The 22,392-nt window shown below is 62.9% G+C and carries 22 protein-coding genes; 8 read left to right on the forward strand and 14 right to left on the reverse strand.

Features of this window, described 5'->3' with window-relative positions; all coding sequences use genetic code 11:
* Positions 1 to 45 precede the first annotated feature (45 nt).
* Both metF and AB4037_RS30150 read right to left on the reverse strand, forming a co-directional pair.
* Positions 46 to 939 carry a methylenetetrahydrofolate reductase [NAD(P)H] gene (gene metF, locus AB4037_RS30145; protein WP_441774011.1) on the reverse strand — a complete coding sequence of 298 codons (894 nt, stop codon included), beginning with the start codon at positions 937 to 939 and terminating at the stop codon, positions 46 to 48.
* On the reverse strand, positions 939 to 1,937 hold the full coding sequence (locus tag AB4037_RS30150) for an ArsR/SmtB family transcription factor (protein ID WP_441774012.1): 999 nt from the start codon (positions 1,935 to 1,937) through the stop codon (positions 939 to 941). The genes metF and AB4037_RS30150 overlap by 1 nt, the downstream gene beginning before the upstream one ends.
* A gap of 200 nt (positions 1,938 to 2,137) precedes the next feature.
* Between AB4037_RS30150 and AB4037_RS30155 the strand changes: the two genes are divergently transcribed.
* Positions 2,138 to 2,707, forward strand: coding sequence for a dihydrofolate reductase family protein (locus AB4037_RS30155; RefSeq protein ID WP_441774013.1), 570 nt, complete (start codon positions 2,138 to 2,140; stop codon positions 2,705 to 2,707).
* A 30-nt stretch (positions 2,708 to 2,737) separates the two neighbouring features.
* Here the strand turns inward: AB4037_RS30155 and AB4037_RS30160 are convergent, their stop codons facing one another.
* The 6 genes from AB4037_RS30160 to AB4037_RS30185 form a co-directional block, all read right to left on the reverse strand.
* Positions 2,738 to 3,349, reverse strand: coding sequence for an MOSC domain-containing protein (locus AB4037_RS30160; protein ID WP_441774014.1), 612 nt, complete (start codon positions 3,347 to 3,349; stop codon positions 2,738 to 2,740).
* Between the two features lie 83 nt (positions 3,350 to 3,432).
* Positions 3,433 to 3,807: a hypothetical protein gene (locus AB4037_RS30165; protein ID WP_434955717.1), complete on the reverse strand. Its 375-nt coding sequence runs from the start codon at positions 3,805 to 3,807 to the stop codon at positions 3,433 to 3,435.
* Positions 3,808 to 3,949: 142 nt separating this feature from the next.
* Entirely contained in the window at positions 3,950 to 5,032 is a 1,083-nt protein-coding gene (locus AB4037_RS30170; protein ID WP_434955716.1) for a 3-deoxy-7-phosphoheptulonate synthase, read from the reverse strand.
* A 245-nt stretch (positions 5,033 to 5,277) separates the two neighbouring features.
* A complete protein-coding gene (locus AB4037_RS30175) occupies positions 5,278 to 5,916 on the reverse strand; it encodes an SGNH/GDSL hydrolase family protein (protein WP_441774015.1) in 639 nt (212 codons plus the stop codon).
* Between the two features lie 90 nt (positions 5,917 to 6,006).
* Positions 6,007 to 6,777 (reverse strand): trans-aconitate 2-methyltransferase, encoded by a 771-nt coding sequence (gene tam / locus AB4037_RS30180; RefSeq protein WP_441774016.1) that lies wholly within the window; start codon positions 6,775 to 6,777, stop codon positions 6,007 to 6,009.
* A gap of 170 nt (positions 6,778 to 6,947) precedes the next feature.
* Entirely contained in the window at positions 6,948 to 7,673 is a 726-nt protein-coding gene (locus tag AB4037_RS30185) for an SDR family oxidoreductase (RefSeq protein WP_441774017.1), read from the reverse strand.
* A 253-nt stretch (positions 7,674 to 7,926) separates the two neighbouring features.
* Here AB4037_RS30185 and AB4037_RS30190 point away from each other — a divergent pair, with 253 nt between their 5' ends.
* A complete protein-coding gene (locus AB4037_RS30190; protein WP_441774018.1) occupies positions 7,927 to 9,270 on the forward strand; it encodes an Hsp70 family protein in 1,344 nt (447 codons plus the stop codon).
* A gap of 115 nt (positions 9,271 to 9,385) precedes the next feature.
* On the opposite strand, the gene AB4037_RS30195 is transcribed toward AB4037_RS30190, so the two are convergent.
* The 5 genes from AB4037_RS30195 to AB4037_RS30215 all read right to left on the reverse strand — a co-directional run bounded on the left by AB4037_RS30195 (position 9,386) and on the right by AB4037_RS30215 (position 14,632).
* Positions 9,386 to 10,384, reverse strand: a complete 999-nt coding sequence (locus AB4037_RS30195; protein ID WP_441774019.1) for a hypothetical protein — start codon at positions 10,382 to 10,384, stop codon at positions 9,386 to 9,388.
* A complete protein-coding gene (ettA, locus tag AB4037_RS30200) occupies positions 10,381 to 12,036 on the reverse strand; it encodes an energy-dependent translational throttle protein EttA (RefSeq protein WP_434955710.1) in 1,656 nt (551 codons plus the stop codon). Before ettA ends, AB4037_RS30195 begins: the two co-directional genes overlap by 4 nt.
* Before the next feature lie 116 nt (positions 12,037 to 12,152).
* The gene (locus AB4037_RS30205; protein WP_441774020.1) at positions 12,153 to 12,917 is read right to left on the reverse strand and encodes a site-2 protease family protein; all 765 of its coding nucleotides are present in this window, start codon (positions 12,915 to 12,917) and stop codon (positions 12,153 to 12,155) included.
* A 76-nt stretch (positions 12,918 to 12,993) separates the two neighbouring features.
* Positions 12,994 to 14,025 carry a transporter gene (locus AB4037_RS30210; RefSeq protein WP_434955708.1) on the reverse strand — a complete coding sequence of 344 codons (1,032 nt, stop codon included), beginning with the start codon at positions 14,023 to 14,025 and terminating at the stop codon, positions 12,994 to 12,996.
* A gap of 154 nt (positions 14,026 to 14,179) precedes the next feature.
* Positions 14,180 to 14,632: an NUDIX hydrolase gene (locus tag AB4037_RS30215; protein ID WP_434955707.1), complete on the reverse strand. Its 453-nt coding sequence runs from the start codon at positions 14,630 to 14,632 to the stop codon at positions 14,180 to 14,182.
* Between the two features lie 623 nt (positions 14,633 to 15,255).
* Between AB4037_RS30215 and AB4037_RS30220 the strand changes: the two genes are divergently transcribed.
* The 3 genes from AB4037_RS30220 to AB4037_RS30230 all read left to right on the forward strand — a co-directional run bounded on the left by AB4037_RS30220 (position 15,256) and on the right by AB4037_RS30230 (position 18,166).
* Positions 15,256 to 15,552, forward strand: a complete 297-nt coding sequence (locus AB4037_RS30220; RefSeq protein ID WP_434955706.1) for a hypothetical protein — start codon at positions 15,256 to 15,258, stop codon at positions 15,550 to 15,552.
* Positions 15,553 to 15,678: 126 nt separating this feature from the next.
* Entirely contained in the window at positions 15,679 to 16,446 is a 768-nt protein-coding gene (locus AB4037_RS30225) for an SDR family oxidoreductase (RefSeq protein WP_434955705.1), read from the forward strand.
* A gap of 97 nt (positions 16,447 to 16,543) precedes the next feature.
* Entirely contained in the window at positions 16,544 to 18,166 is a 1,623-nt protein-coding gene (locus AB4037_RS30230; protein ID WP_441774021.1) for a SulP family inorganic anion transporter, read from the forward strand.
* 114 nt (positions 18,167 to 18,280) lie between these two features.
* Here the strand turns inward: AB4037_RS30230 and AB4037_RS30235 are convergent, their stop codons facing one another.
* The gene (locus AB4037_RS30235; RefSeq protein ID WP_441774022.1) at positions 18,281 to 19,327 is read right to left on the reverse strand and encodes a hypothetical protein; all 1,047 of its coding nucleotides are present in this window, start codon (positions 19,325 to 19,327) and stop codon (positions 18,281 to 18,283) included.
* 152 nt (positions 19,328 to 19,479) lie between these two features.
* Here AB4037_RS30235 and AB4037_RS30240 point away from each other — a divergent pair, with 152 nt between their 5' ends.
* From AB4037_RS30240 to efeO, 3 genes are all read left to right on the forward strand, one after another.
* Positions 19,480 to 19,989, forward strand: coding sequence for a hypothetical protein (locus AB4037_RS30240; RefSeq protein WP_441774023.1), 510 nt, complete (start codon positions 19,480 to 19,482; stop codon positions 19,987 to 19,989).
* Positions 19,990 to 20,373: 384 nt separating this feature from the next.
* Entirely contained in the window at positions 20,374 to 21,213 is an 840-nt protein-coding gene (gene efeU / locus AB4037_RS30245) for an iron uptake transporter permease EfeU (RefSeq protein WP_441774024.1), read from the forward strand.
* Positions 21,210 to 22,379, forward strand: coding sequence for an iron uptake system protein EfeO (gene efeO, locus AB4037_RS30250; RefSeq protein WP_441774025.1), 1,170 nt, complete (start codon positions 21,210 to 21,212; stop codon positions 22,377 to 22,379). Before efeU ends, efeO begins: the two co-directional genes overlap by 4 nt.
* Positions 22,380 to 22,392 lie beyond the last annotated feature (13 nt).

Here is a 22,392-nt window from a genome sequence, read left to right on the forward strand (position 1 = left end):
CCATTTCAGGAAGCGAGAGAAGCGGACTGGAAGTCCGCGCTCCAGCTAAGCCGCCGCCTTCTCCACCTTTGGCCTGAGGCCGAGCAGATGGCAGATGGCATAGACCAGATCGGCCTTGTTCATGGTGTAGAAGTGGAAATCGCTGACCCCGCGATCGACGAGATCGAAAACCTGTTCGGCGGCGACCGCGGCGGCCACGAGTTTACGCGTGGCAACATCATTGTCCAAGCCTTCGAAGCGGTCGGCAAGGCGTCGCGGCACATCGGTCCCGCAGCGCTCGGCGAAGTTGCGGACCTGGTTGAAATTCTGCACCGGCACGATACCCGGCACGATCGGAATATCGATGCCCGCCTCGCGAACCCGATCGACAAAGCGCAGATAATGCTCGTTGTCGAAGAAGAACTGGGTGATGGCACGCGTGGCGCCGGCATCGACCTTGGCCTTGAGGATGTCGATGTCGAAGGCGAGCGACGGGCTTTCGGGGTGCTTCTCGGGATAGGCCGAGACGGAGACCTCGAAATCGCCCTGCGCCTTGATACCCGCCACCAGATCGGCAGAGTTGGCATAGCCACCCGGATGGGGTTCGTAGCGGGCACCCACCCCTGCCGGCGGATCGCCGCGCAGCGCCACGATGTGGCGCACGCCTGCTTCGGCATAGCCACGGATCACCTCGTCGATGGCCTCGCGCGTTGCGCCGACACAGGTCAGATGTGCAGCCGGGCGGATATCGGTTTCCTGCACCATGCGGGCCACCGTGCCATGCGTGCGTTCACGGGTGGTACCACCGGCACCATAGGTCACCGAAGCGAACAGGGGATCGAGCGGCGCCAGGCGTTCGATCGCCTCCCATAGGGCCGCTTCCATCTCCGAATTCTTCGGCGGGAAGAACTCGAAGGAAACCCGAATACCGCCGTGTGAGGGCAAGGCGTGACCAGCCATCACGCGACCTCCTGACCAAGAGTGATAGTGTCCGAGACCCGGCGCGGATCACGCCCGGTCCAAATCGATACGGTGAGGCTCGAGCGCCCCCCGCCCGCTTCCACCAGGCGCCAGCCATCCGGCCGCAGATGCGCGGCTTCCAGCCAATGCTCGATCGTCTCGCGGGCAAAACCGAGACGGCGATGCGCGAAATCCTCGCGCATGAATTCGAGTTCGTGTGGGGCGAAATCGACGATGACCAGACGGCCACCCGGGCGCAGCGCCCGCCCGATCTCGCGCAGGGCCTTGGCGCCATCGTCGAGGTAATGCAGGACCTGATGCACGATGATGAGGTCATAGGCGCCCGGCTCGACCGAAAGCGCGAAGAGATCGCCCTGCCGCACCACGGCATTGCGGATGCCGTTCCGTTCGAGATTGGCCCTGGCGATCACCAGCATTTCCGCGCTGGCGTCGATGCCGACAGCACGGACCGCCAGCGGCGCGAACAGTTCGAGCATGCGCCCGGTGCCGGTGCCGATGTCGAGGAAAGCCTGGATAGGCTGGCTGCCGACCACCTCACGCAACGCTGCCTCGACCGCCTCGTCGGGGGCATGCAGGGCGCGTATGCGATCCCAGTCACCGGCATGGGCGCGGAAATAATCGGCAGCCACCGCCGCCCGGCTGCGCCTGACTTCGACGAGGCGAGAACGGTCGCGGGCAAGAATGCGGTCGCTGCGATCAAGGCCGGCAAGGATTTGCGCGAAGATCTCGGATTTCATCGTCCCTTCCGCCAGGCGGAAGAAGGCCCAGGCGCCCTCGCGGATGCGCTCCACCAGGCCGGCTTCAACTAGAAGCTTGAGGTGGCGCGAGATGCGCGGCTGCGATTGCCCGAGGATCTCGGTGAGATCGGTCACGTTGAGCTCGCCTTCCGCCAGGATGGCCAGCAGGCGAAGGCGCGTCGGTTCACCCGACGCCTTCAGCGTGCCCAACACCATTTCGAAAGGAGCTAGATTCGTCATCCTACGCCACCGTCTCTCACATAAAGATATGTTTATGTCATTTCCCAAAATGCGCAAGAATTTTGTTTCGCAAGCGACGACATCATGTGAACAGGCGACTTCTGCGCGGATAAGCTGGTGAAATCATCGCCTACCCCTTCGAACTGATTGCGTTATGCAATTGGTTTGGGCATAGTGGCCGGAGAACAAGGGAGGCGCCAATGGCCACGATCGTCTATGCCATGCTGATGTCCCTGGATGGCTATGTCACCGCACCACAGCAGGAATTTGGCCTGCCCATCCCCCAGGCCGAGCTGCACCGGCATTTCAACCGGCTTATGCGGCAGACGTCGGTCGCACTCTATGGGCGGCGCATGTATGAGGTAATGCGCTATTGGGACAACCCCGAGCGCGAACAGGACTCCGGCGAGGTCGAGATGGATTTTGCCTACGCCTGGCGCGAGACGCCTAAGCTCGTTTTCTCGACGACGCTGCGGGAGGTCGGGCCGAATGCGACGCTGGTGAGTTCGGACGCCATGGAGGTGGTGCGCTCGCTCAAGGCGGAGAGCGACGGCGAGATCGGCGTCGCCGGCCCCACCCTCGCCGCCGAACTGGCGCGATCTGGCCTCATCGACGAATACCGGCTCTATCAGCATCCCCTCGTGCTGGGCGGCGGCAAGCCCTATTTTCAGCCGGGCCTGTCGCTCAAGCTGAAACCGCTCGGCAGTGAAAGCCTGCCCCAGGGCGTGACGCTGCTGCGCTTTGCGCCGACCGGGCCGGAATTGCCCTGAAGTACCAGTGCAGCACTTGCCATTTCCGGCTCAGCCCTGCCAGATCCACTGCTCGGGGACACGCAGCTTGAACTCTTCGCCACCCCGGATCGAACCGGGACGGTCGACAGTGGCGACCACGCCGCGCAGGCGCTTGGCCGCGGCGGCAAAACGCAGCGCAAGCCCCTCCTGCCCGCTCAGATGCCGTTCGACTTCCGCCCCGGCGATGCGGCAGGGATCGTTCTGCCCCGTCACCGCCAGCACGGCGCCCGAGGGAAAGAACAGTCTGGTACCACGAGGGAGGAAGGAGAAATCCGGCACGCCTTCCACGGCGAGGTTGGCGCCAAGCCATTCCGGCTCCACGCGCTCGACGCCGAGATTGTCGGCGATCACCGCAAGGTCCTCCATCGAGACGATGGAGACCTGGCGTTCGTTCTGGATCGGCGCGTTGCGCTCGAACCAGGGCACCCTGACATCGGCGGGCCTGAGGAAACCGGCATGCCGGTCTCCCGGTATGCCCTCATGCGTGAGCACGAGTTCGCCCAGCCTCTCCGCCCCGATAGCCTCTCCCCCGGCTGCGGCGACCATGACCACCCGCCCCGCACGCTTGAGCACAGGGCTGACAGCGATGTCGGGGATAGTGTTGATCGAAAGATCCGGCATGGTCTCACCTCGTCTGGCAGCGCGGGAATCTCGGTCTGCCACCGAATCGGCAGCGACGCAAAAACGCCGCTCGATGGCTTGCCTCATCCCCCCTCGCCGGCGCTCACCAGCCCACAGTCACGCAGGATACGGGGCAAGTGGCGCCGGATCTGCCAGCGTGTCAGCAGCACCAGAATGACCAGCATCGGGAGATTGTCGAGAATGGCGCGGAGGAATCCGATCACCACATTGCCGATGAGACCGCCATCTCCCAGAAAGCCCGAGACGTCACCGCCCAGCAGGCCGGCGATCAGCATTGCACCATAATGGGAAATCGAGCCTGTAACCTGCAACATCGGCGCGACATAGAACAGGAAGTTCAGCGCCCAGCCGACAGCGAAGACGAACAGGGCCACGGGAATGCCGATCCGCCACCAGACGGCGAAGATGGCCTTCTTGATAATCTGCGTTTCGCTCACGTCCTCGTCTCCGTTCCGGCCCGACCATGCCGGTTCAGGGCAGGCCGCGTCAAATCGGCGACAATTGTAGGCGGGTCCTCAGACCCGCCTACCCTCTCCGGCAAGCTTACGTTTCCAGGCGAGTCCGAAGAGCCGCCCCCGCTTACGCCCCGACCTTCACCGCTTCGCGGTTGGCGATGCGACGCTGCTCAACCGCCAGCGCCAGGCGCTCGAGGGCGACGACGGTGGTGTCCCAATCGATGCAGCCATCGGTGATGCTCTGGCCATAGGTCAGCGGCTGGCCGGGCACCTGGTCCTGGCGGCCGGCGACGAGATTGCTCTCGATCATCACGCCGATGATGCGGTTGTCGCCTGCCGCGAGCTGCATGCCGATATCGGCCAGCACCAGGGGCTGGTTCTCCGGCTTCTTGGCGCTGTTGGCATGGCTGGCATCGATCATCACCACCGGCGAGAGGCCCGACTTGGCGACGTCGCTGCAGGCCGCCTCGACGCTCGCCGCATCGTAATTGGTGCTCTTGCCGCCGCGCAGGATGATGTGGCAATCCTCGTTGCCGGTGGTCGAGGCAATGGCGGAGCGGCCATCCTTGGTCACCGCCATGAAGTGATGAGGCTGGGACGCCGATTTCACTGCATCGACCGCAATGCGCACATTGCCGTCCGTACCGTTCTTGAAACCGACCGGGCAGCTCAGGCCCGAGGCCAATTCGCGATGGATCTGGCTCTCGGTGGTACGCGCCCCGATGGCGCCCCAGGCGACGAGGTCGGCGATATATTGCGGCGTGGTCATGTCGAGGAATTCGCAGGCTGCCGGCAGACCGAGATTGTTGACGTCGAGCAGCACCTTGCGGGCGATGCGCAGCCCCTTGTCGATCTGGAAGCTGCCATCGAGATCGGGATCGTTGATCAGGCCTTTCCATCCCACCGTGGTGCGCGGCTTCTCGAAATAGACCCGCATGATGATTTCCAGCGAGGAACCCAGGCGCTGGCGCAGCTTCATCAGGCGATCGGCGTAATCGAGGGCGGCCACCGGATCATGGATCGAACAGGGGCCGACCACCACGGCGAGACGATCGTCGCTGCCACGCAGGATGTCATGCACGGCCTGTCGCGATTGAGCGACGGTGCGGGTTGCCTCCAGCGTGCGGGGATGTTCTCCCATCACGTCAGCCGGCGTGGTCAACGCCTTGATTTCACGGATACGAAGATCGTCGGTGGTGCTCAACATGGCCTGGGTTCCAGTCTCGGTTTGGGCTTTGGTTGGTCCCGGCCGGCGGCATAAAAAAACCGCCAGTCGGGCTGGCGGTTGTTTGGGTCTGATCTGTTGCTGTCTTCAGATCGAGCGCACCCCTACCTCCGCCTGAGGCCTGCGAAAGCCAAAATACCAATAAAAGGTGGGGGCGGATGCAAAGGTCATGGCAGGCATATAGCGACGGCCAATGATTTTGTCACGTGCGAATTTGCCGTGAGCAATCAGCTTCCCAGCGCCTGGACTCGTTCGGCAAATACCTGTCCCAGCGTGCGATGTGCCTCGGCTTCGTAATGGATGCCATCGATGGGGCTCACCTCGATCAGCGTGCCGACATCGAGAAACTCGGCACCATGCTTGCGCGCGACAGCCTCGTACAAAGGCGGCAGGGCCTGCGATTTTTCCACCCCGCCGGCGAACAGCGATCCGAGGCAACCGACGAGACGGATGGGCGGCGGACAGGCGATCAGCAGCTTGGCCGGCGGCCGGTCGAGATTGGGCGCCCCGGCGATGATGCCGGCGAGAATGTCGACCCCGGCGGCGATGTCTTCAGGCGGCGCGCCGAAACGGGCCTTGAGATCGTTGGTGCCCAGCATCAATACGATGACATCGAGCGGATGATGGCTTTCCAGGCAGGCGGCGAGATAGCGCCGGCCATTCTTGTGGCTTCCCTCGATGAGATCGTCGCGGATGGTGGTACGTCCAGGCAGGCCTTCCTCGATCACGTGCCAGGCATGGCCGAGGATCTTGCGCATGACCCCTGGCCAGCGCGTTTTGCCGTCGTAGCGCCGGGCCTCGTCCAGGCTCGCCAGAGGCGGCGTGCCGAACGTGTTGGAATCGCCGAAACAAAGAACATTCTTCATGGAGGTCTCCTGGAGCGCTTTGCGATGGGGCGGCCTCGACGGGAACCCAAAGGACGCGCCGAAACAAGGAATGAGAGCAAAGAAGCGCGATCAGCGTTGCACGACAATAAAGATGCGCGGAAAGGCCAGCACCACCTTGCCGTCGGCCCGCGGCGGATAGGCCTTCGCGATGCGCGCCGTATAGTCTTCCAGAAAGGCAGGCTGCTGCTCGGGATCCAGCGGATCGAGAAAGGCGCGCAGACCGGTCGCCCGCAGCCAGGACACGATGGCCGGCGCATCGTCGAGCACGTGATAATAGGTGGTGCGCCAAATATCGATTGAAGAGGCCTGACCGGCGAACAGATTATAATAGTCCTCGGCGGGCAGGATGCGCTCGCGGATGCGAGAAGCATTGCCGAGCCTGGCCGCCCAGGGGCCGTCCGCGGCCGTCTCGCGCATCAGGCGGTGGGACGGCTCTGCCAGATTGTCGGGCATCTGCACGGCCAGCACGCCGCCCGGTGCGGTTTGGGCCAGCAGGCGCGGCAGCAAAGCTGCATGTCCGGGAATCCATTGCATCACGGCATTGGCGAAGATCAGTTCCGGCGGCTTTGTTGCTTGCCAGCTCGTCACGTCTCCCTGTTCGAAGCGAGCCGAAGGCAGGCGCTTGCGCGCTTCCGACAGCATGGCCTCGGAGGTATCGATCCCGATCACCTCGGCCGCGGGCCAGCGCTTGGCCAGGAGTTCGGTGGAGTTGCCCGGGCCGCACCCCAAATCGACCGCAAGGGTGGGTGCCGCCAGGGGCACGCGATCGAGCAGGTCGCGTGCCGGCCGCGTGCGCTCATCCTCGAAACGCAAATAAAGCGAGGGGTTCCAATCGGCCATGACAAACATCCTTGAATATTCGCTCCAGCGAAGCGTCTACAGCACCACATCCGATTTCGGAATCGGACTTGGTGTTGCAGGCCCTCGTCGTCGCATCGGGAATGCCGCAAACAGGCATCCCCCTTTCGGCACCATGCCCCGGCCGCGCCGGAGGACCATGGTTGACCGCCTCAGGTGATCAGGAAGCCGCCATCCACGGGCATGGCGACCCCGTTCACCATCGAGGCCTTGTCGCTGAGAAGAAAGGCGATGGTCTCCGCCACTTCTTCCGGCTCGAAGAAGCGTCCCAGCGGGATGCGCTGCAGCATGGGCGCGGCCTTGGCAGGGTCGCTCCAGGCCTTCACCGCCATGGGCGTGAGGATCACCGTCGGGCAGATCGCATTGACGCGGATGCCTTGGCGTCCGAGTTCGTTTGCCATCACGGTGGTCAGCGAGTCGAGCGCGCCCTTGCTGGCGCAATAGGCCGCGTGATCGGCAAAGCCGATCGAGGAGGAGATGCTGGATACGTTGACGATCGCCCCCTTCTTGCCCCGGGCGATCATACTGCGCGCGCATTCCTGGCCGAAGATCATGGCCGCGATCACATTCACCGACATCAGTTCCTGGAAGGCCTCCACACTGGTTTCCAGGAAAGGCTCGAGTGTGGTGGTGCCGGCATTGTTGACCAGGCGGTCGACGGGCTGGATCGAACGGGCCACGGCGCGGACCGCTTCGGGATCGGCGAGGTCGACGGCATGAATCTCCGCCCCCGTCTCGGCGGACAGGCTTTCGAGCTCGTCCTGACTGCGCCCGATGGCAATGATCTGTGCACCCCGGGCCGCCAGCAGCTTGGCTGTAGCCCGCCCGATACCCTTGGTGGCTCCCGTTACCACGATACGCTCGCCGGCAAATTCCATCGTTTCCTCCCGCATGATTGGCGGCATGGTAGCGGGCGCAAGCCTGCTGACAAGTCTGACAAATCAAAGTCAGGAAATTTTGGATCGGCACTAGCTTTGGCGCGCCTCCTGGGCTATTTCCCCCGGCCCTCTTCCCCACCGCCAGAGCAAAGTGCGTTCAATCCTGCACGCTTTTCCTGCTCTGCCTCTCAGGTTCGACGCGTCCTTGCGATTCTTGTCGACCTCGACAGATCGCAAAGCCTTAGGAGGCCTCATGCCGCCCCAATCCCCAGCAACGGGACAGAGCACCCCTGTCTCCATTGGCATCGACTTCGGCACCAGCAACACGGTGGTCGCCTTTGCCCATGCCGACGGTCGCACCGAGGCGCTGAACTTCGAGCATGGCGGCCAGGGCCTGAACCATTTCGTCACGGCCCTGTGCTTTTGGGACGAACGCCGCCCCGGTAAGTCCACGATTCGCGTCGAGGGCGGGCCCTGGGCCATCGAGCAATTCGTGGAGGCGACGAGCGCCCTGCGCTTCATCCAATCCTTCAAGAGCTTTGCCGCCAGCGCCACCTTCCAGGAGACCCGTATCTTCCGCGAGCGCTATCGTTTCGAGGATCTGCTGGCGACCTTCCTTAACACGCTGGTCAAGCATGGGGACGGGAAGCTCGACCTGTCGGCGGCCAACCTTGTCATCGGCCGTCCCGTGACCTTTGCCGGCCGCCAGCCCGATGACGATCTGGCGATGCAGCGCTATCAGACCGCCTTCGAGCGCCTCGGCGTCGTCAATCCCACCTATGTCTATGAACCGGTGGGCGCGGCCTTCTTCTATGCCCGCCAGCTCAAGCGCGATGCGACCGTGCTGGTCGCCGATTTCGGCGGCGGCACCAGCGACTTTTCGGTCATGCGCTTCGAGCAGGCCGCCGGCCAGTTGAAGGCCGAGCCGCTCGGCCATTCCGGCGTCGGCATTGCCGGGGACGCCTTTGACTATTCGATCGTCGATCGCATCGTCTCGCCGCGCCTGGGCAAGGGCGGGCGCTTCCGCTCCTTCGACAAGGAGCTGTCGATCCCCAATCACTATTACGCCAATCTCGCGCGCTGGCATCAGCTCGCCATGATGAAGACCAATGGCGATCTCAAGGGCTTGCAGGACCTGGTCAAAGTCGCGGTCGAACCGGAAAAGCTCGAAAAATTCATCGAGATCATCGAGTTCGACATGGGCTTCTCGCTCTACAGCGCGGTATCCAAGGCCAAAATCGCGTTATCAAGCCAGGACGAGACCGAATTCCGCTTCGCCGGCGGCGACATCGAGATTACGGCTCCGCTGAAGCGCCGCGATTTCGAGCGCTGGATCGCCGCCGACGTCGCCCGCATCGAGGCCAGCCTGGACGAAGGGCTCAAACGCGCCAACACCCGGGCCGAGGAAATCGAGCGCGTCTTCCTCACGGGGGGCACTTCCTTCGTGCCGGCCATCCGCAAGCTCTTCGCCGAGCGCTTCGGCGAAGAGCGCCTGGTCTCCACCGACCAGTTCGAGTCGATCGCCTACGGCCTCGCCTTGATCGGCCAGGACGAGCAGAAAGAGCGCTGGGCCGTGCGCGCGCCCTTGGCGGCGTGAACGGCCCCAGCCCGAAAGGTCGAACGGCCGAACGATAGTGAAGCTTGACTGATCAAGCACCGTCATTGCGTCGCTGCGCTCGCAATGACCTGGAAGTCAAAAACGGCCGTCGCTATCAATCGAAGGTTTTCAGCACCTCACCCGTCCGATCATCCTGCAGCCGTCGCGCCCATCTGCTTAAGATCGGGAGGGCGACGAGGAAAACGGCGAAATAGCAAAGGGTCAGAAAGCGGCCCTGCCAGAGCGTGGCATCATCGGGTCTGGCCCCCCCTAGCCACCCAAGCCCTATCCAGCACAAGGCAGATAGGACGCAGGTGGTCCCGAACCAGAGCAGAACGGGCTTGAGCCGGCAACGGTGCGTGCTCAGCCATGGTATGGCGAGAAGGACGAGCGTCGCACAGATGGCGACGATGCCCCCGCCTACCCTGCCCGGACCCACGTGCAGCAAGGAATAATAGGGCAGCAGCCACCATTGCGGCACATGGGGGTTGCCGGTCGAGATCGGTGGATAGGCAAACAAAGAGCCCATATGTCCGCCGCCTCGGCTCGACTTTGTAATGACGCCGACGATGGCGACGAATGCCAGCACAAGAACGGCTTGCCAGACCTGTGACGAACGGATTCTGGAGGGAGAAGGCTTGTGCGTGCCGACAACTCCGTCGTCACCTGTGAGCATCAAGATCAGGTCAAGCACGAGAAAAACGGCCGCAGTGACAGTTGCGACGAGTACCGGCATCTCCCAGGGAACGTCGAGAAACTGGATCAGTTCACTGCGCCACAAGGGAGTGCCGCTCTCGGGAATTTCATAGTTCGAGCTCAGTCGAAGCACGGATTTGTTCCAGGGCGCCCCATAGCCGGCAAGGGCCAGTATCTGCGCGCACAGGAAAGCCACGATGAACAAGATCCAGCTCACCTTGCGCCAACGCGGGAACAAGCCGTCATAGAGCGAGATCCCCACATGAGTATAGGCGCATAAGAAAAGGGCGCCCATCGACGCCCTTTCGGTAGTGATTGCCACGGAAATGCCCTGCGCCGCGAAAAATACAATCAGGACGAGGCCGATGGTGCGCGCCAGCCGCGCCGGTTCTGCGGCGCGGCTGGCTGGCACACTCACCTCGAGAACTTCTTGTACTGGATGCGCTTGGGAATGGTCGAGTCGATGCCGAGGCGGCGCTTCTTGTCTTCCTCGTAAGCCTCGAAATTGCCCTCGAACCACTCGACATGGCTGTCGCCCTCGAAGGCGAGAATGTGGGTGGCGAGGCGGTCGAGGAAGAAGCGATCATGCGAGATGATCACGGCGCAGCCGGCATAGTTCTCCAGCGCCTCTTCCAGGGCCCGCAGCGTTTCCACGTCGAGGTCGTTGGTCGGTTCGTCGAGGAAGAGGACGTTGGAGCCTTCCTTCAGCATCTTGGCAAGCTGCACGCGGTTGCGCTCACCGCCGGAGAGCACGCCGACCTTCTTTTGCTGGTCGCCGCCCTTGAAATTGAAAGCGGAGGTGTAGCCGCGCGAGTTCACTTCGCGCTTGCCGAGATAGAGGATCTCATTCCCGCCGGAGATTTCCTGCCAGACGGTCTTGTTCGGATCGAGCGCATCGCGCGACTGGTCGACATAGCCGGGCTGCACCGTGTCGCCGAAGGCGATGGTGCCGGCGTCCGGCTTTTCGAGGCCGAGCAGCATGCGGAACAGGGTGGTCTTGCCGGCGCCGTTGGGGCCGATAACGCCGACGATACCACCGGGCGGCAGCGAGAAAGAAAGATCGTCGATGAGGAGACGATCACCGAACGCTTTGGAGACGCCCTCGACCTCGATGACCTTGCCGCCCAAACGCGGGCCGGTCTGGATCATGATCTGGGCGGTGGTGGGGCCCTTCTCGTTCGCCTTGGCGAGCAGGTCCTCATAGGCATTGATACGGGCCTTGGACTTGGCCTGGCGCGCCTTCGGGCTGGCGGCGATCCATTCCTGCTCGGCGGCGAGCACCTTCTGGCGGCTCTCTTCCTCGCTCGATTCCTGAGCCAGGCGCTTCTGCTTTTGCGACAACCAGGTCGAATAATTGCCCTCATAGGGAATGCCGCGGCCGCGATCGAGTTCGAGGATCCAGCCCGTGACGTTGTCGAGGAAGTAGCGGTCATGGGTAACGATCAGGATTGCGCCCGGATAGCTGCGCAGATGGCCTTCGAGCCAAGCCACCGTCTCGGCGTCGAGATGGTTGGTCGGTTCGTCCAGCAGCAGAAGCTCGGGCTGTTCCAGCAGCAGGCGGCAGAGTGCCACGCGGCGGCGCTCACCGCCCGAGAGATTGTCGACGGCGGCGTCGTCGGGCGGACAGATCAGCGCGTCCATGGCCTGGTCGACCTGGCTGTCGAGGTCCCACAGGTTCTTGGCGTCGATCTCGTCCTGCAGGCGGCTCATCTCATCCGCCGTCTCGTCCGAATAGTTCATGGCGAGTTCGTTGTAGCGGTCGAGGATCGCTTTCTTCGCGGCAACGCCGTCCATGACGTTCTCACGCACGGTCTTGGCGGGATCGAGCTGGGGCTCCTGCGGCAGATAGCCCACGCGCGCGCCTTCAGCCACCCAGCCATCGCCGGTGAAGTCCTTGTCGATGCCGGCCATGATGCGCAGCAGGGTCGACTTACCCGAGCCGTTGACGCCGAGCACGCCGATCTTGGCGTCCGGATAGAAGGACAGGTGAACGTTGTCGAGCACCTTCTTGCCGCCTGGATAGGTCTTGTTCAGACCCTGCATGTGGTAGACGAATTGATACGCGGCCATCGTTGCCTGCTTGAGTTTTCGTGGAAAGGGGATTGGGCCGGTGTGTAGCCGAGCGGGCGCATAGGAGCAAGGGCGCCGCCGTAATAAGGCAGGCTCCCCTGCCCTGGAAGCGGGTGCTACTGCCAGAAACGGAACAGCTGATATCCGAGCCCGACATAGCCGGGATAGATGTCGAACAGGCCCGTCAGTGCGAAAACGGCTTTCCAGATCATCCCGCCGACATTGGTGGAGAACACCAGGAACAGGAAGCCGATCGTCGCCAGGGGTGCGATGGCATTGGCCTGGGCCTGAATGTGATAGGGCAGATAGGGCCGGATAACCGCAAAGCCGTCGAAGCCCGGAACCGGCAGGAGATTGAGGACGGCGGCCGAGGCCTGCAGCGCAGCCAGGAAGGCGATGCCGGCCCAGAGTGGCGCCGTGCCCATGGTTTCCGGCAGGCCGAGCATGAAAGGCAGGCCGAGCAGGAAGAGACAGACGAGATTGGCCAAGGGACCGGCCAGGGCGACGAAGGCGTCCCAATGCCTGGTCTTGAGTACGGTGCGGTTGATATAGACCGAACCGCCGGGCAAGCCGATGCCCCCCAGTATCAGGAAGAGCAGCGGCAGGCCGAAGCTCATCAGCGGGTCGCTATAGGCCAGGGGATTGAGGCTGAGATAACCCTTCTCCATCACCGACCGGTCTCCGCCCCAATAGGCCGCCAGGGCATGCGCCCCCTCGTGCAGGCACAGCGACACCAGCCATCCCGAAACGATGAAGGCGAACACGGTGACGGAAGCATCGAACCACCCGGTCGCCAGGCTGATGGCCGTCACCACGAATACGGCGAGGATCGGGAGGAAATTGGCGCTCAGGCGCCAGGGCATCACCGCAACTCTGGACAAGGCAGACTCATTCTCGAAGACGGATGCGCTATTGTGGGAACTCGACCGCATTTTCGCAAGGGCAAGCGGTGATGCTTCAGATGCGTAGCCCCGCGCCGACCCGCCTGAGAATCCAATAGAACAATGCCGTCGCCCCCGCGCCGATGACGATCGCGAACCAGAAGCCCCCTTCGGTCTCGAGGAAGGGCAGATCCTTGGTGTTCATGCCGAATATGCCGGCGACCAGGCTGCCGGGCAGCAGCAGGGCCGTCAGAATCGAGAGGGCACGCAACGAGCGGTTAGTCTCTTCGGCCAGCCGGGCACCCACTTCGTCCTGCAGCAGCTTGGCCCGCTCCTGCAAAGTGAGAATATCATGGTCGAGCGATTGCAACCGGTCCGCCAGGCGTTCGGCGGCAATATGCATGCCCGGCTTGTTCGCCTCGTCCGGCTCGTCTTCCCAGTCGCGCAACACGTGAGCGAGCGAGGAAAGCTGGCGGTGCACACGCACGGTCATGCGGCGGACTTCGATCAGGCGCACTCGCTCGGTGGCGGCCATGTCCTCGACCACGCGGTCCTCGGCGGTGTCGAGTTCGTCGGCCATCCCGGCCACGCGGCGCGCCACCGAATCGCAGAAGCGATCGATGATGGTTTCGATCAGCCGCCCGGCCGCCGGCAGGTTGAGGCCCTTCTGCACGGCACGATGGATCTCCTCCACCGACCTCAGCGGATGCCTGCGCCCCGAGATCACCAGCCTCTCGCTGAGGGCGAAGCGCAGCCGGCCGAGATGATCGCTCTCCCCACCCAGCTCGCTATGGAAATCGGCGATGACACCGAAGATGACATGATCGATCGTGTGCAGGCCGAGCGGCTCGTCCTTGGCCAGGAACAAAGCCCGCACCTCTTCGGGAAGGCTTTCGAAGGAAGACAGCCAATCCCGAGCGAGCCGGTCCGTCAGGCTGAAATGCAGCCAGAGCCAACCGTCCTCCGCCGCCAGGGCTGCAGGCACGTCGCGCGGATCGATCGCCTCGGGCTCATAGCCCTCCCGAAAGCGATAGGCCCAGATCAGGCCGGCGATCGCCGCCGGCACGAAATTGACGCCCGGCAGATGTTGCTGCTGAATAGTGTCCATGCCGCCTCCGCCAAGCGTTTCAGGCCACCCCACCCGAGGCCCGAAGCCCGCATAGCTTCAAGTTCAGGCGATATCCCGCCCCCGGGATAGCCGCCTGAAATGACGGGGCTAGATCATGCATGTGACAATGGGATGACGACCGCGCAGCGCGCTGTCATGCAGGGCTGGCAACCTGTTCCAGCAAGGCGGACAGACCCGGCTCCTCAACCAGGAGAGCAGCATCCCCGGGCGAGAACCAGCGCACCTCGCGTTCATTCATCTCCCGCCAGACCGGCAGATGGCCGGTGACGTCGAGACGATAGACGAAGACGCGGACGAGATCGAAATGCAGGTCGCGGCGCTTCCAATACAGATATTCGCCGACCGGTTCCTTGCCGACCTTGCCCAGCAGCCCGGCTTCCTCCTCGGCCTCGATGGCGGCGGCCCGGCAGTCTTTGCGATCCTTCATCGGCCATCCCTTGGGGATGGTCCAACGCCGCGTTTCGCGCGTGGTCACCAGGCAAACCTCGATCTTGCCGCGCTGGAATCGCAGGGGCAGCGCGCCGACCTGACGAAGCTCCTTGGCTTCGACGGGCGATTTGAGAGGATATTTATCGACTCTGGCCATGTAACGTGAGGAAACCCTAACACTGCACTCGGCAACACTACCTATACCGCGAATATATCAAATATTCCTTAGCACCCGTGCGCTTTTGCACACCAACTTTGTTCTACCACTTTCGAACAAGCACGTTTCTTCAAATAGACGAGAAGCTTGCTGGCAAGTTCCCGACTGCTTCCTGTCACCCGGCCATTCTAGCAGGACAAGACAACCACATAGGTTGCAATGTTGTTATTTTTTTGTCGCACACAATCTGTTTCACCACGCGACGGCCGTCTCTTGCTGCATTGCAATATTAGCTCTCGGATCCAAACAAATAACCCAGCAAGCCTCTCTAGGGACATGTGCGTCATGTCGGAGAAATTTAGCCGTTTCATTGTGAATAACGGTCACATTACCGAACAGTATAGGGTCAAATGCAACCTCATTGTGTTGAAACTCCTCATCGCTTCGCTTATGGCGTGTGGACTGGGCGGCTTTCGATTCGGGCGATATGTGCGTAAACGCACGCCATGCATGAGGATGGCCGGCTAGGGGTTCGCCGCCGGCGCATTTCTCACCTGCGCCGCAGCACCACGAAGTTTTGGGCGGTCCAAAACCGACCTTCCACGGTGAGGAAAGGAAGCCCCATGAGAAAAATGTTGCTCGCCGCCGCTTTTGGCTCTCTCGCTCTTGCCCTCGCCTCCTGCGGTGGCGGCAGTTCGAGCTGCACGGTCGAAGCCCTGACCCAGAAGGGCAAGGACCTGACGGAAGCCATGACCAACGCCATGAAGGATCCGGCCAAGGCTCAGGCCAATGCGCAGACCTGGGCCCAGAAGGCGCAGGAACTGCTGACCAAGGCCCAGGCTGCCCAGGCTGCCGGCGGCAAGCCGACCGACGAGCTCTGCAAGGCCTATGACGAACTGATCACGGCCATCAAGAAGTAAGCCTTCGCCGGTTTTATCCGGCCAAGTCTGGCTCCGGGGCAAGCTCCGGAGCCTTTTTTATTGGTCGGATGAAAAGCCCTGGCCGCCTCCCTGCCAGCGCGATAGCTTGATGGCCGGAGGCTCGCCATGCTCACCGATATTTTCGACCTGACGGGACGGGTAGCGCTCGTCACCGGCTCCAGCCAGGGAATTGGCCTGGCCATCGCGCGCGGACTGGCCGGCGCCGGCGCGACCGTGGTTCTCAACGGTCGCGACCAGGCCAAGCTCGATGCCGCCGCCCGCCTGCTCACCGAAGAAGGCTTGACGATGGAAACCGCGGCCTTCGACGTCACCGACCAGGCCGGCGTGGAGACGGCCATCTCCGCCATCGAGGCCCACCATGGTCGCCTCGACATCCTGGTCAACAATGCCGGCATCCAGCGCAGGGCTCCCTTCGTGGACTTTCCGCTCGCTGTCTTCCGCGACGTGCAGTCCACCAATGTCGAGGGGGTCTTCCTCGTGGCGCAAGCAGCGGCTCGCGGCATGATCGCGCGACGTTCGGGCAAGATCATCAACATCTGTTCGGTGATGAGCGAACTCGGCCGTGCCAATATCGTCCCCTATGTCGCGGCCAAAGGCGCCGTGCGCATGATGACCAAAGCCCTGTGCGCCGAGCTCGCCCGTCACAACATCCAGGTCAACGGCATCGGTCCGGGTTATATCGAAACCGAACTCAACACGGCGCTGATGCAGGACGCCGCCTTCTCGGCCTGGGTCGAGGCGCGCACGCCGGCCGGGCGTTGGGGGAAAGTCGAGGAATTGGCTGGTGCCGCCATCTTCCTCGCCGGCAATGCCTCCAATTTCGTCAACGGCCACATCCTCTATGTCGATGGCGGGCTCACAGCCTGCGTGTGAGAGACGGCTCATCAAATATTGCAGTTCCATTCGCCACAATCCCGCCACGATCGCCACAATAGATGATCGCTCAACTTTGCCGGCAAAGGATTGAGCTTTGGCGGTTGCACGCGCAGATATTCTGGCGGGACTGTCCGTGGCCGGCCTCTTGGTCCCGGAAGCCGTCGCCTATGCGACGATTGCCGGCCTACCACCCCAGCACGCCATCTTCGCAGCCCTCGTCGGCCTGATCGTCTATGGCCTGCTCGGCCGCAGCAATTTTGCGATCACCTCTCCGACGTCATCTTCGGCCGCCATCCTGGCCGCCGTGGTAGCCGGCTTTCCGGCAGCGGCCGCTGGAGAACGTGAAGCCATTGCCTTCACAGCCGTGATCGTTGCCGGCCTCGTCTTCCTCGTCGCCAGCTTTGCCCGTTTGGGATCCTTGTCGGGTTTCGTGTCGCGGCCAGTGCTGCGCGGCTTCGCCTTCGGGCTGGCGGTAACCATCGTCCTCAAGCAGATTCCCGCGATACTCGGGATCAAGGCCAACGGCGACCCGTTTCACCTTCTGGTGGGAATTTTCGGCCAGATCGGCGCATGGAACCTGCTTGGGCTCGCCACGGGCCTGATCTCCCTGGCCACCCTGCTCATCGTGAGACGGTACCCGGTCTTGCCAGGTGCCTTCATCGTCCTTGTGGCAGGTATCGCGGCTACCTATGCCATCGACTTCCCAGCCCACGGCATCCAGATCGCCGGGCGGATCGACATTGCCTTGCAGGCGCCGGCCATACCCGACCTCGCCGCCCGCGAATGGTCGCGGCTGGTACAAACCGCCGTTCCCCTCGCCCTCATCCTTTTCGCGGAATCATGGGGAACGGTTCGGTCCCTGGCCTTGCGTCACGGACAGAGCGTCGATGCCAATCGCGAACTCTTCACTTTGGGTACCGCCAATCTCGTTTCAGGCCTCGTTCGCGGCATGCCGGTCGGTGCGGGCTTCTCAGCGTCCTCCGCCAACGAGGCTGCCGGCGCGGTCAGCCGGCTCTCGGGCTTGGTCGCCGCAGTCGGCATCGCCGTGCTGATCGGCCTTGCCGGCCCGCTCGTCTCCCGCCTGCCGGAACCGGTGCTCGCAGCCGTGGTGATCTCGGCCATGCTGCACGCCCTCGATCCGAAGCCGCTGTGGCGGCTCTGGCGCATCGATCGGGATCAATATGTGGCATGCGCCGCGGCCCTCGCCGTGATGGGCCTTGGTGTGCTGAACGGCATGTTGTTTGCCATCGCTCTCTCCATCGTCGCCACCCTGCGCCGCCTCGGCTCACCCCATGTCGCCTCCCTAGGCCAACTCGACACCTCGCGGGACTTCGTCGATGCCGCCCGCCATCCCGACAGCCACCGCGACCCGCGCGTGATTATTCTACGACCAAGCCAGCCTTTGTTCTTTTTCAATGCCGAAAGCAGTTTTGCGCAGGCCCGCAAGCTTTGCGCCGACCAGCCGGGCGCGCACACCGTCATCCTCAGCCTGGAAGAAAGCTCGGACCTCGACAGCACGGCGCTCGACGCTTTGACGGAATTCGAGGCACTATTGCGTGGAGAAGGTCGGCTTCTCTATCTCGCGCGCCTTAAGGACGATGCTCGCATGGGGTTGGAAAAAGCCGGCGCCGCAGCCCTCATACAGGCAGACCGCTGCTATTGGAGCGTCTGGGACGCCTATCAAGCAGCCGCTCCCTCGCAGGAAACGTCACGATGACCGGCCCCTTCCGCGCGACCACTATATCGCCCCCGTCATCGAACCCGCTTTGATCGATGAACTCACCTGCTTCGGGCCAGGGGATACGTTGAGGTCGATGCTCCCTATGTCGAATTATTTGCTCGGCTGAGGCGGCCCGTAAGGCGATTGAGGCGCCGCAACCTGCCAGGCAGCCAGCAATGCCTTGAAATTGGCCACCGCTGCCGCGGCCTCGCGACCAATCTCCGGCGTCATGGTCCGAAACTCCAGCCGTGCCCGCAGGCCATCTGCGAGGCCGAGCGTGCCGATGCAATAATGCTGGCCAGTGACGGGCAAGCCGTCGACGTCGCAGGAAACCAGGAAGGGCGCGGCCGATTTGGCATCGCGCTCGAGCCAGATCCCTCCTGGATAGATGTCATAATCGCCATCCGGCTGTGCGGGAGGCGGCGTGCCCGCCTTGGTAAGCCGCTCCTTCCAGGCCTTGAAATTGTCGAGATCCGGAGCCTTCGCCTGGAACATGCTCTCGGCCTGGAAAGTGGCGGGTTCGTAGAGCGCAACGGTAACGAGCGAACGCGGTGCCCCGCCTTCGCGTGCCTCGCCGCCGCACAGGAAGGACGAAGCCCCGTTCCCACTCCCCTTGCAGAACGCGGCCCTCCAGCTTGCTGCCATGCCGAAGGGCTTGTCCATCGCTTCCAGCGTGAGCACGAAGGCCTTGGCGGTCACCTCGGGCTGCGAACAGGCCTTTTCCAGTCCGGCCTTGGTGGCGAAATTGACCTCCTCGCCCGCGCCTTCTCCTGTCACCAGCGTCAAGGCCGGTGGGCCGGGAACGCGCAGGCGGATCTTGCCGAGCTTCACCTCGATCCCCTTGCGCAGGCAATCGGCATAGGGAGTGGGTTGAGCCGCGGGGACGGGCGCGGGAACCTGGCCCGCCGGGCTTGCCACAGGCGTAGGCTGCGGATTCGTCGCCTCCCCGCCCGCCATAGCAGCTTCCGCAACGGCCGACTGCGGAGCCGGGCTGTGCAGCACAAAACCGCCTACCGACAACACCAGCCCGATCGTTCCAAGAGCCGCCAGGCCGATACGTTCGCGCGCTTCCATCGTCTCTCCCGAACCGAACACCGCCCTGTCGGGCTCGCTCTTTACACCCGCGCAATAAGGCAAAAACAGGGGAAATGCCACCAAGGCGATGTCCTCGCCCCCCATCGGCCACCTGAAAGGTAAAACACCACACGGGATTATCGCGGAATGGGCGTTGCCAACAGCGCGGCAGCTTCTCACATTCAGCGGATGCGACTTTCCGAAAGCCGCCTCAATTCGAGGATCCCTCACCGCCCATGACGCTCAAGCGCCTCGTCCTCCTGCCGCTGCAGGTTCTCCTTGCAGTCCTGGTGATCATCGACGAACTGGCCCGGCCGGTCTACGGACCGCTGATCCGTCGTTTCGCCGCGCTGCGCCTCGTCGAAATTGGGGAGCGCGCGGTCGCCGGCCTGCCGCGTTTCGTCATCCTCATTCTGCTGGCCGTACCCATCGCCGTGGCAGAACCGCTGAAGATCTACGGCCTGCTGCTTTTGGGGGAAGGCCGGCTGTTCCGCGGCCTTCTCATCCTGGCCGTCGCCTATCTCGCCAGCTTCCTTCTGATCGAGCGCATCTATGCCGCCGGCAAACTCAAGCTGATGACCATAGGCTGGTTCGCCTGGCTCATGAATCTGATCGACTGGATCCGCCGGACACTGCTCGACTGGCTGAAACGCACCCCGGTCTGGGCGGCGGTCATCGCCACCCGCAGCTTTGCGGCCCGGGTCGTCACCGTATTTCGGAGTGCCATTTCACAAAGGCGCGGGTAATCCTTCAGGCACCCGGACGAAAAGGATTCGCGCTAAACGCCACCCGGCGCGCTCGATCAGCCTGCTCGCGGCGGACGGGGCGATCTCCCGCGCACGCAGGGAGATCGGCCACCTCGAAGCGCCTCTCACCGCGCCAGTCCGCCACCCGTCTTGAAGCAGACCCCAGATAAGACAGGATTATTTAGCCGCTTTAGAATATCTCTAAAAATAGATAAGGAGTTGCACAATTTAGAATTACTATGAACTCTAATTTAGAATTGCTCTTATCTTTGATCCGTAACGGCTTTCTGCGTCACAGCCCCTTGTTCATCAGAATTGATCGCGTGTAATAGCTTGCCGATTGTTAATCTTGCATCGGCTGTGGGGGCGCGCAGGAACGACACCATGCTCGTACCATTTCTCATCATGCTCCGGGAGGGCATCGAGGCAGCGCTGATCGTCGGCATCGTTGCGAGCTATCTGCGTGTCACCGGGCGGAGCGCCTGGATGCCGGCGGTGTGGTGCGGCATCATCCTGGCCGTCGGCCTGTCGTTTTCGGTCTTCGTCGCGCTTCACGCCGCCAGCGCCGAATTTCCCCAGCGCACCCAGGAACTGTTCGAAGCCGTGGTCGGCCTGATCGCGGTCTGCCTGTTGACCGCCATGGTATTCTGGATGGTGCGAGCCTCGCGCAGCATCAAGGCCGAGTTGCAGCACTCCGTCGATGCCGCCCTGGCCTCATCAGACCATCAGGGCCTCGCGCTGGTCGGCATGGTCTTCCTGGCGGTCGCACGTGAAGGGCTGGAGTCCGCCTTCTTCCTGCTGGCAACCTTCGAGCAGAATGTCGGTTATGGGGCGCCGGTCGGCGCCGCACTCGGCCTTGCCTGCGCAGCTGTCTTCGGCGTGGCGCTCTATTATGGCGGTGCGCGCCTCAATCTGCGCCTGTTCTTCCGCTGGACCAGCATCCTGATCATCTTCGTGGCGGCCGGCCTGATGGCAACCGCAGTGCGCTCGCTGCACGAAGCCGGCCTGTGGAACCATCTTCAGGGCATCGCCTTCGACATCTCCGGTATCCTGCCCGGCGACAGTGCGCTCGGCACGGTGCTCGGCGGCTTGTTCGGCTATCACGACACGCCGACCCATGGCGAAGTGATCGCCTATCTCCTCTATCTCATTCCGGCGCTGTTTCTCTTCCTGATGGCGCCGACCTCCCCCTCCCCATCCAATTCGAAGGCCGCACGATCGTGACAGCCCCGCGCATCAATTATCCGGCTGTCGGGGCCGGCATGCTCGCCCTCATCGTGGCGGTGGGCGTCGGCACCTATTTCCTGGTCGCCAGGCAGCCTGGCGCCGATGGGCCCAAGGCCGGCGACACCGTCGCCATCGCCGTCACCGCAACGGCCTGTGAACCCAACGAACTGACGGTCCCCGAAGGGCGCACCATTTTCGCTATCACCAACAAGAGCAACCGGGTGATGGAATGGGAGATCCTGCAAGGCGTGATGGTGGTGGAGGAACGCGAAAACATCGCCCCCGGCTTCACCCAAAAGCTGACCACCAGGCTCGAACCGGGCGACTATGAGATCGCCTGCGGTCTACTGACCAACCCCCGAGGCAAGCTCAAGGTAACGGCTCTCGCCAATGTCCCCAAGGAAGTCAAGCCGAGCCTGACGCAGCTGATCGGCCCGCTTGCCGAATACAAGGTCTATGTCACCTTGGAGGTCGACGACCTGGTCGACGCGACCAAGGCCTTCACCGACGCCATCAAGGCTGGTGACCTCGCCAAGGCCCGCGAGCTCTATGCGCCGACACGCCAATCCTATGAGCGCATCGAGCCGGTGGCCGAGCTGTTTTCCGACCTCGACAAGTCGATCGATGCGCGCGCCGATCTTTTCGAGAAGCTGGAGGCCGACCCGGCTTTCACCGGCTTCCACCGCCTCGAATACGGCCTGTTCAAGCAGGGCAGCACCGAGGGGCTCGCCCCCTTCGCCGACAAATTGCAGGCCGATGTCACCGAGCTGCAGAACCGGATTTCGACTCTGGTCATCCCGCCTTCCAAGATGGTGGGTGGCGCTGCCGTGCTCATCGAGGAAGTCGCTTCAAACAAGATCTCCGGCGAAGAAGATCGCTACAGCCGCACGGATCTGTGGGATTTCCAGGCCAATATCGATGGCGCCCGCAAGATCGTCGAACTGCTCGCCCCCCTGACCACCAAGGCCGACGCGGCACGCCAGAAGAGCATCGACGACAATTTCGCGGCCGTGAATGCCATCCTCGCCAAATACCGCACGCCCGATGGCGGCTTCAAATCCTATGACGCTTTGAGCCAGGACGATCGTGTGGCCCTGCAAAAGCCGGTGACGACGCTGGCCGAAAGCCTGTCGACGCTACGCGGCACGCTGGGCCTCGACTGAAGGGATGGGAACA

This window comes from Labrys sp. KB_33_2 (assembly GCF_052114505.1).
Lineage (GTDB): Bacteria > Pseudomonadota > Alphaproteobacteria > Rhizobiales > Labraceae > Labrys.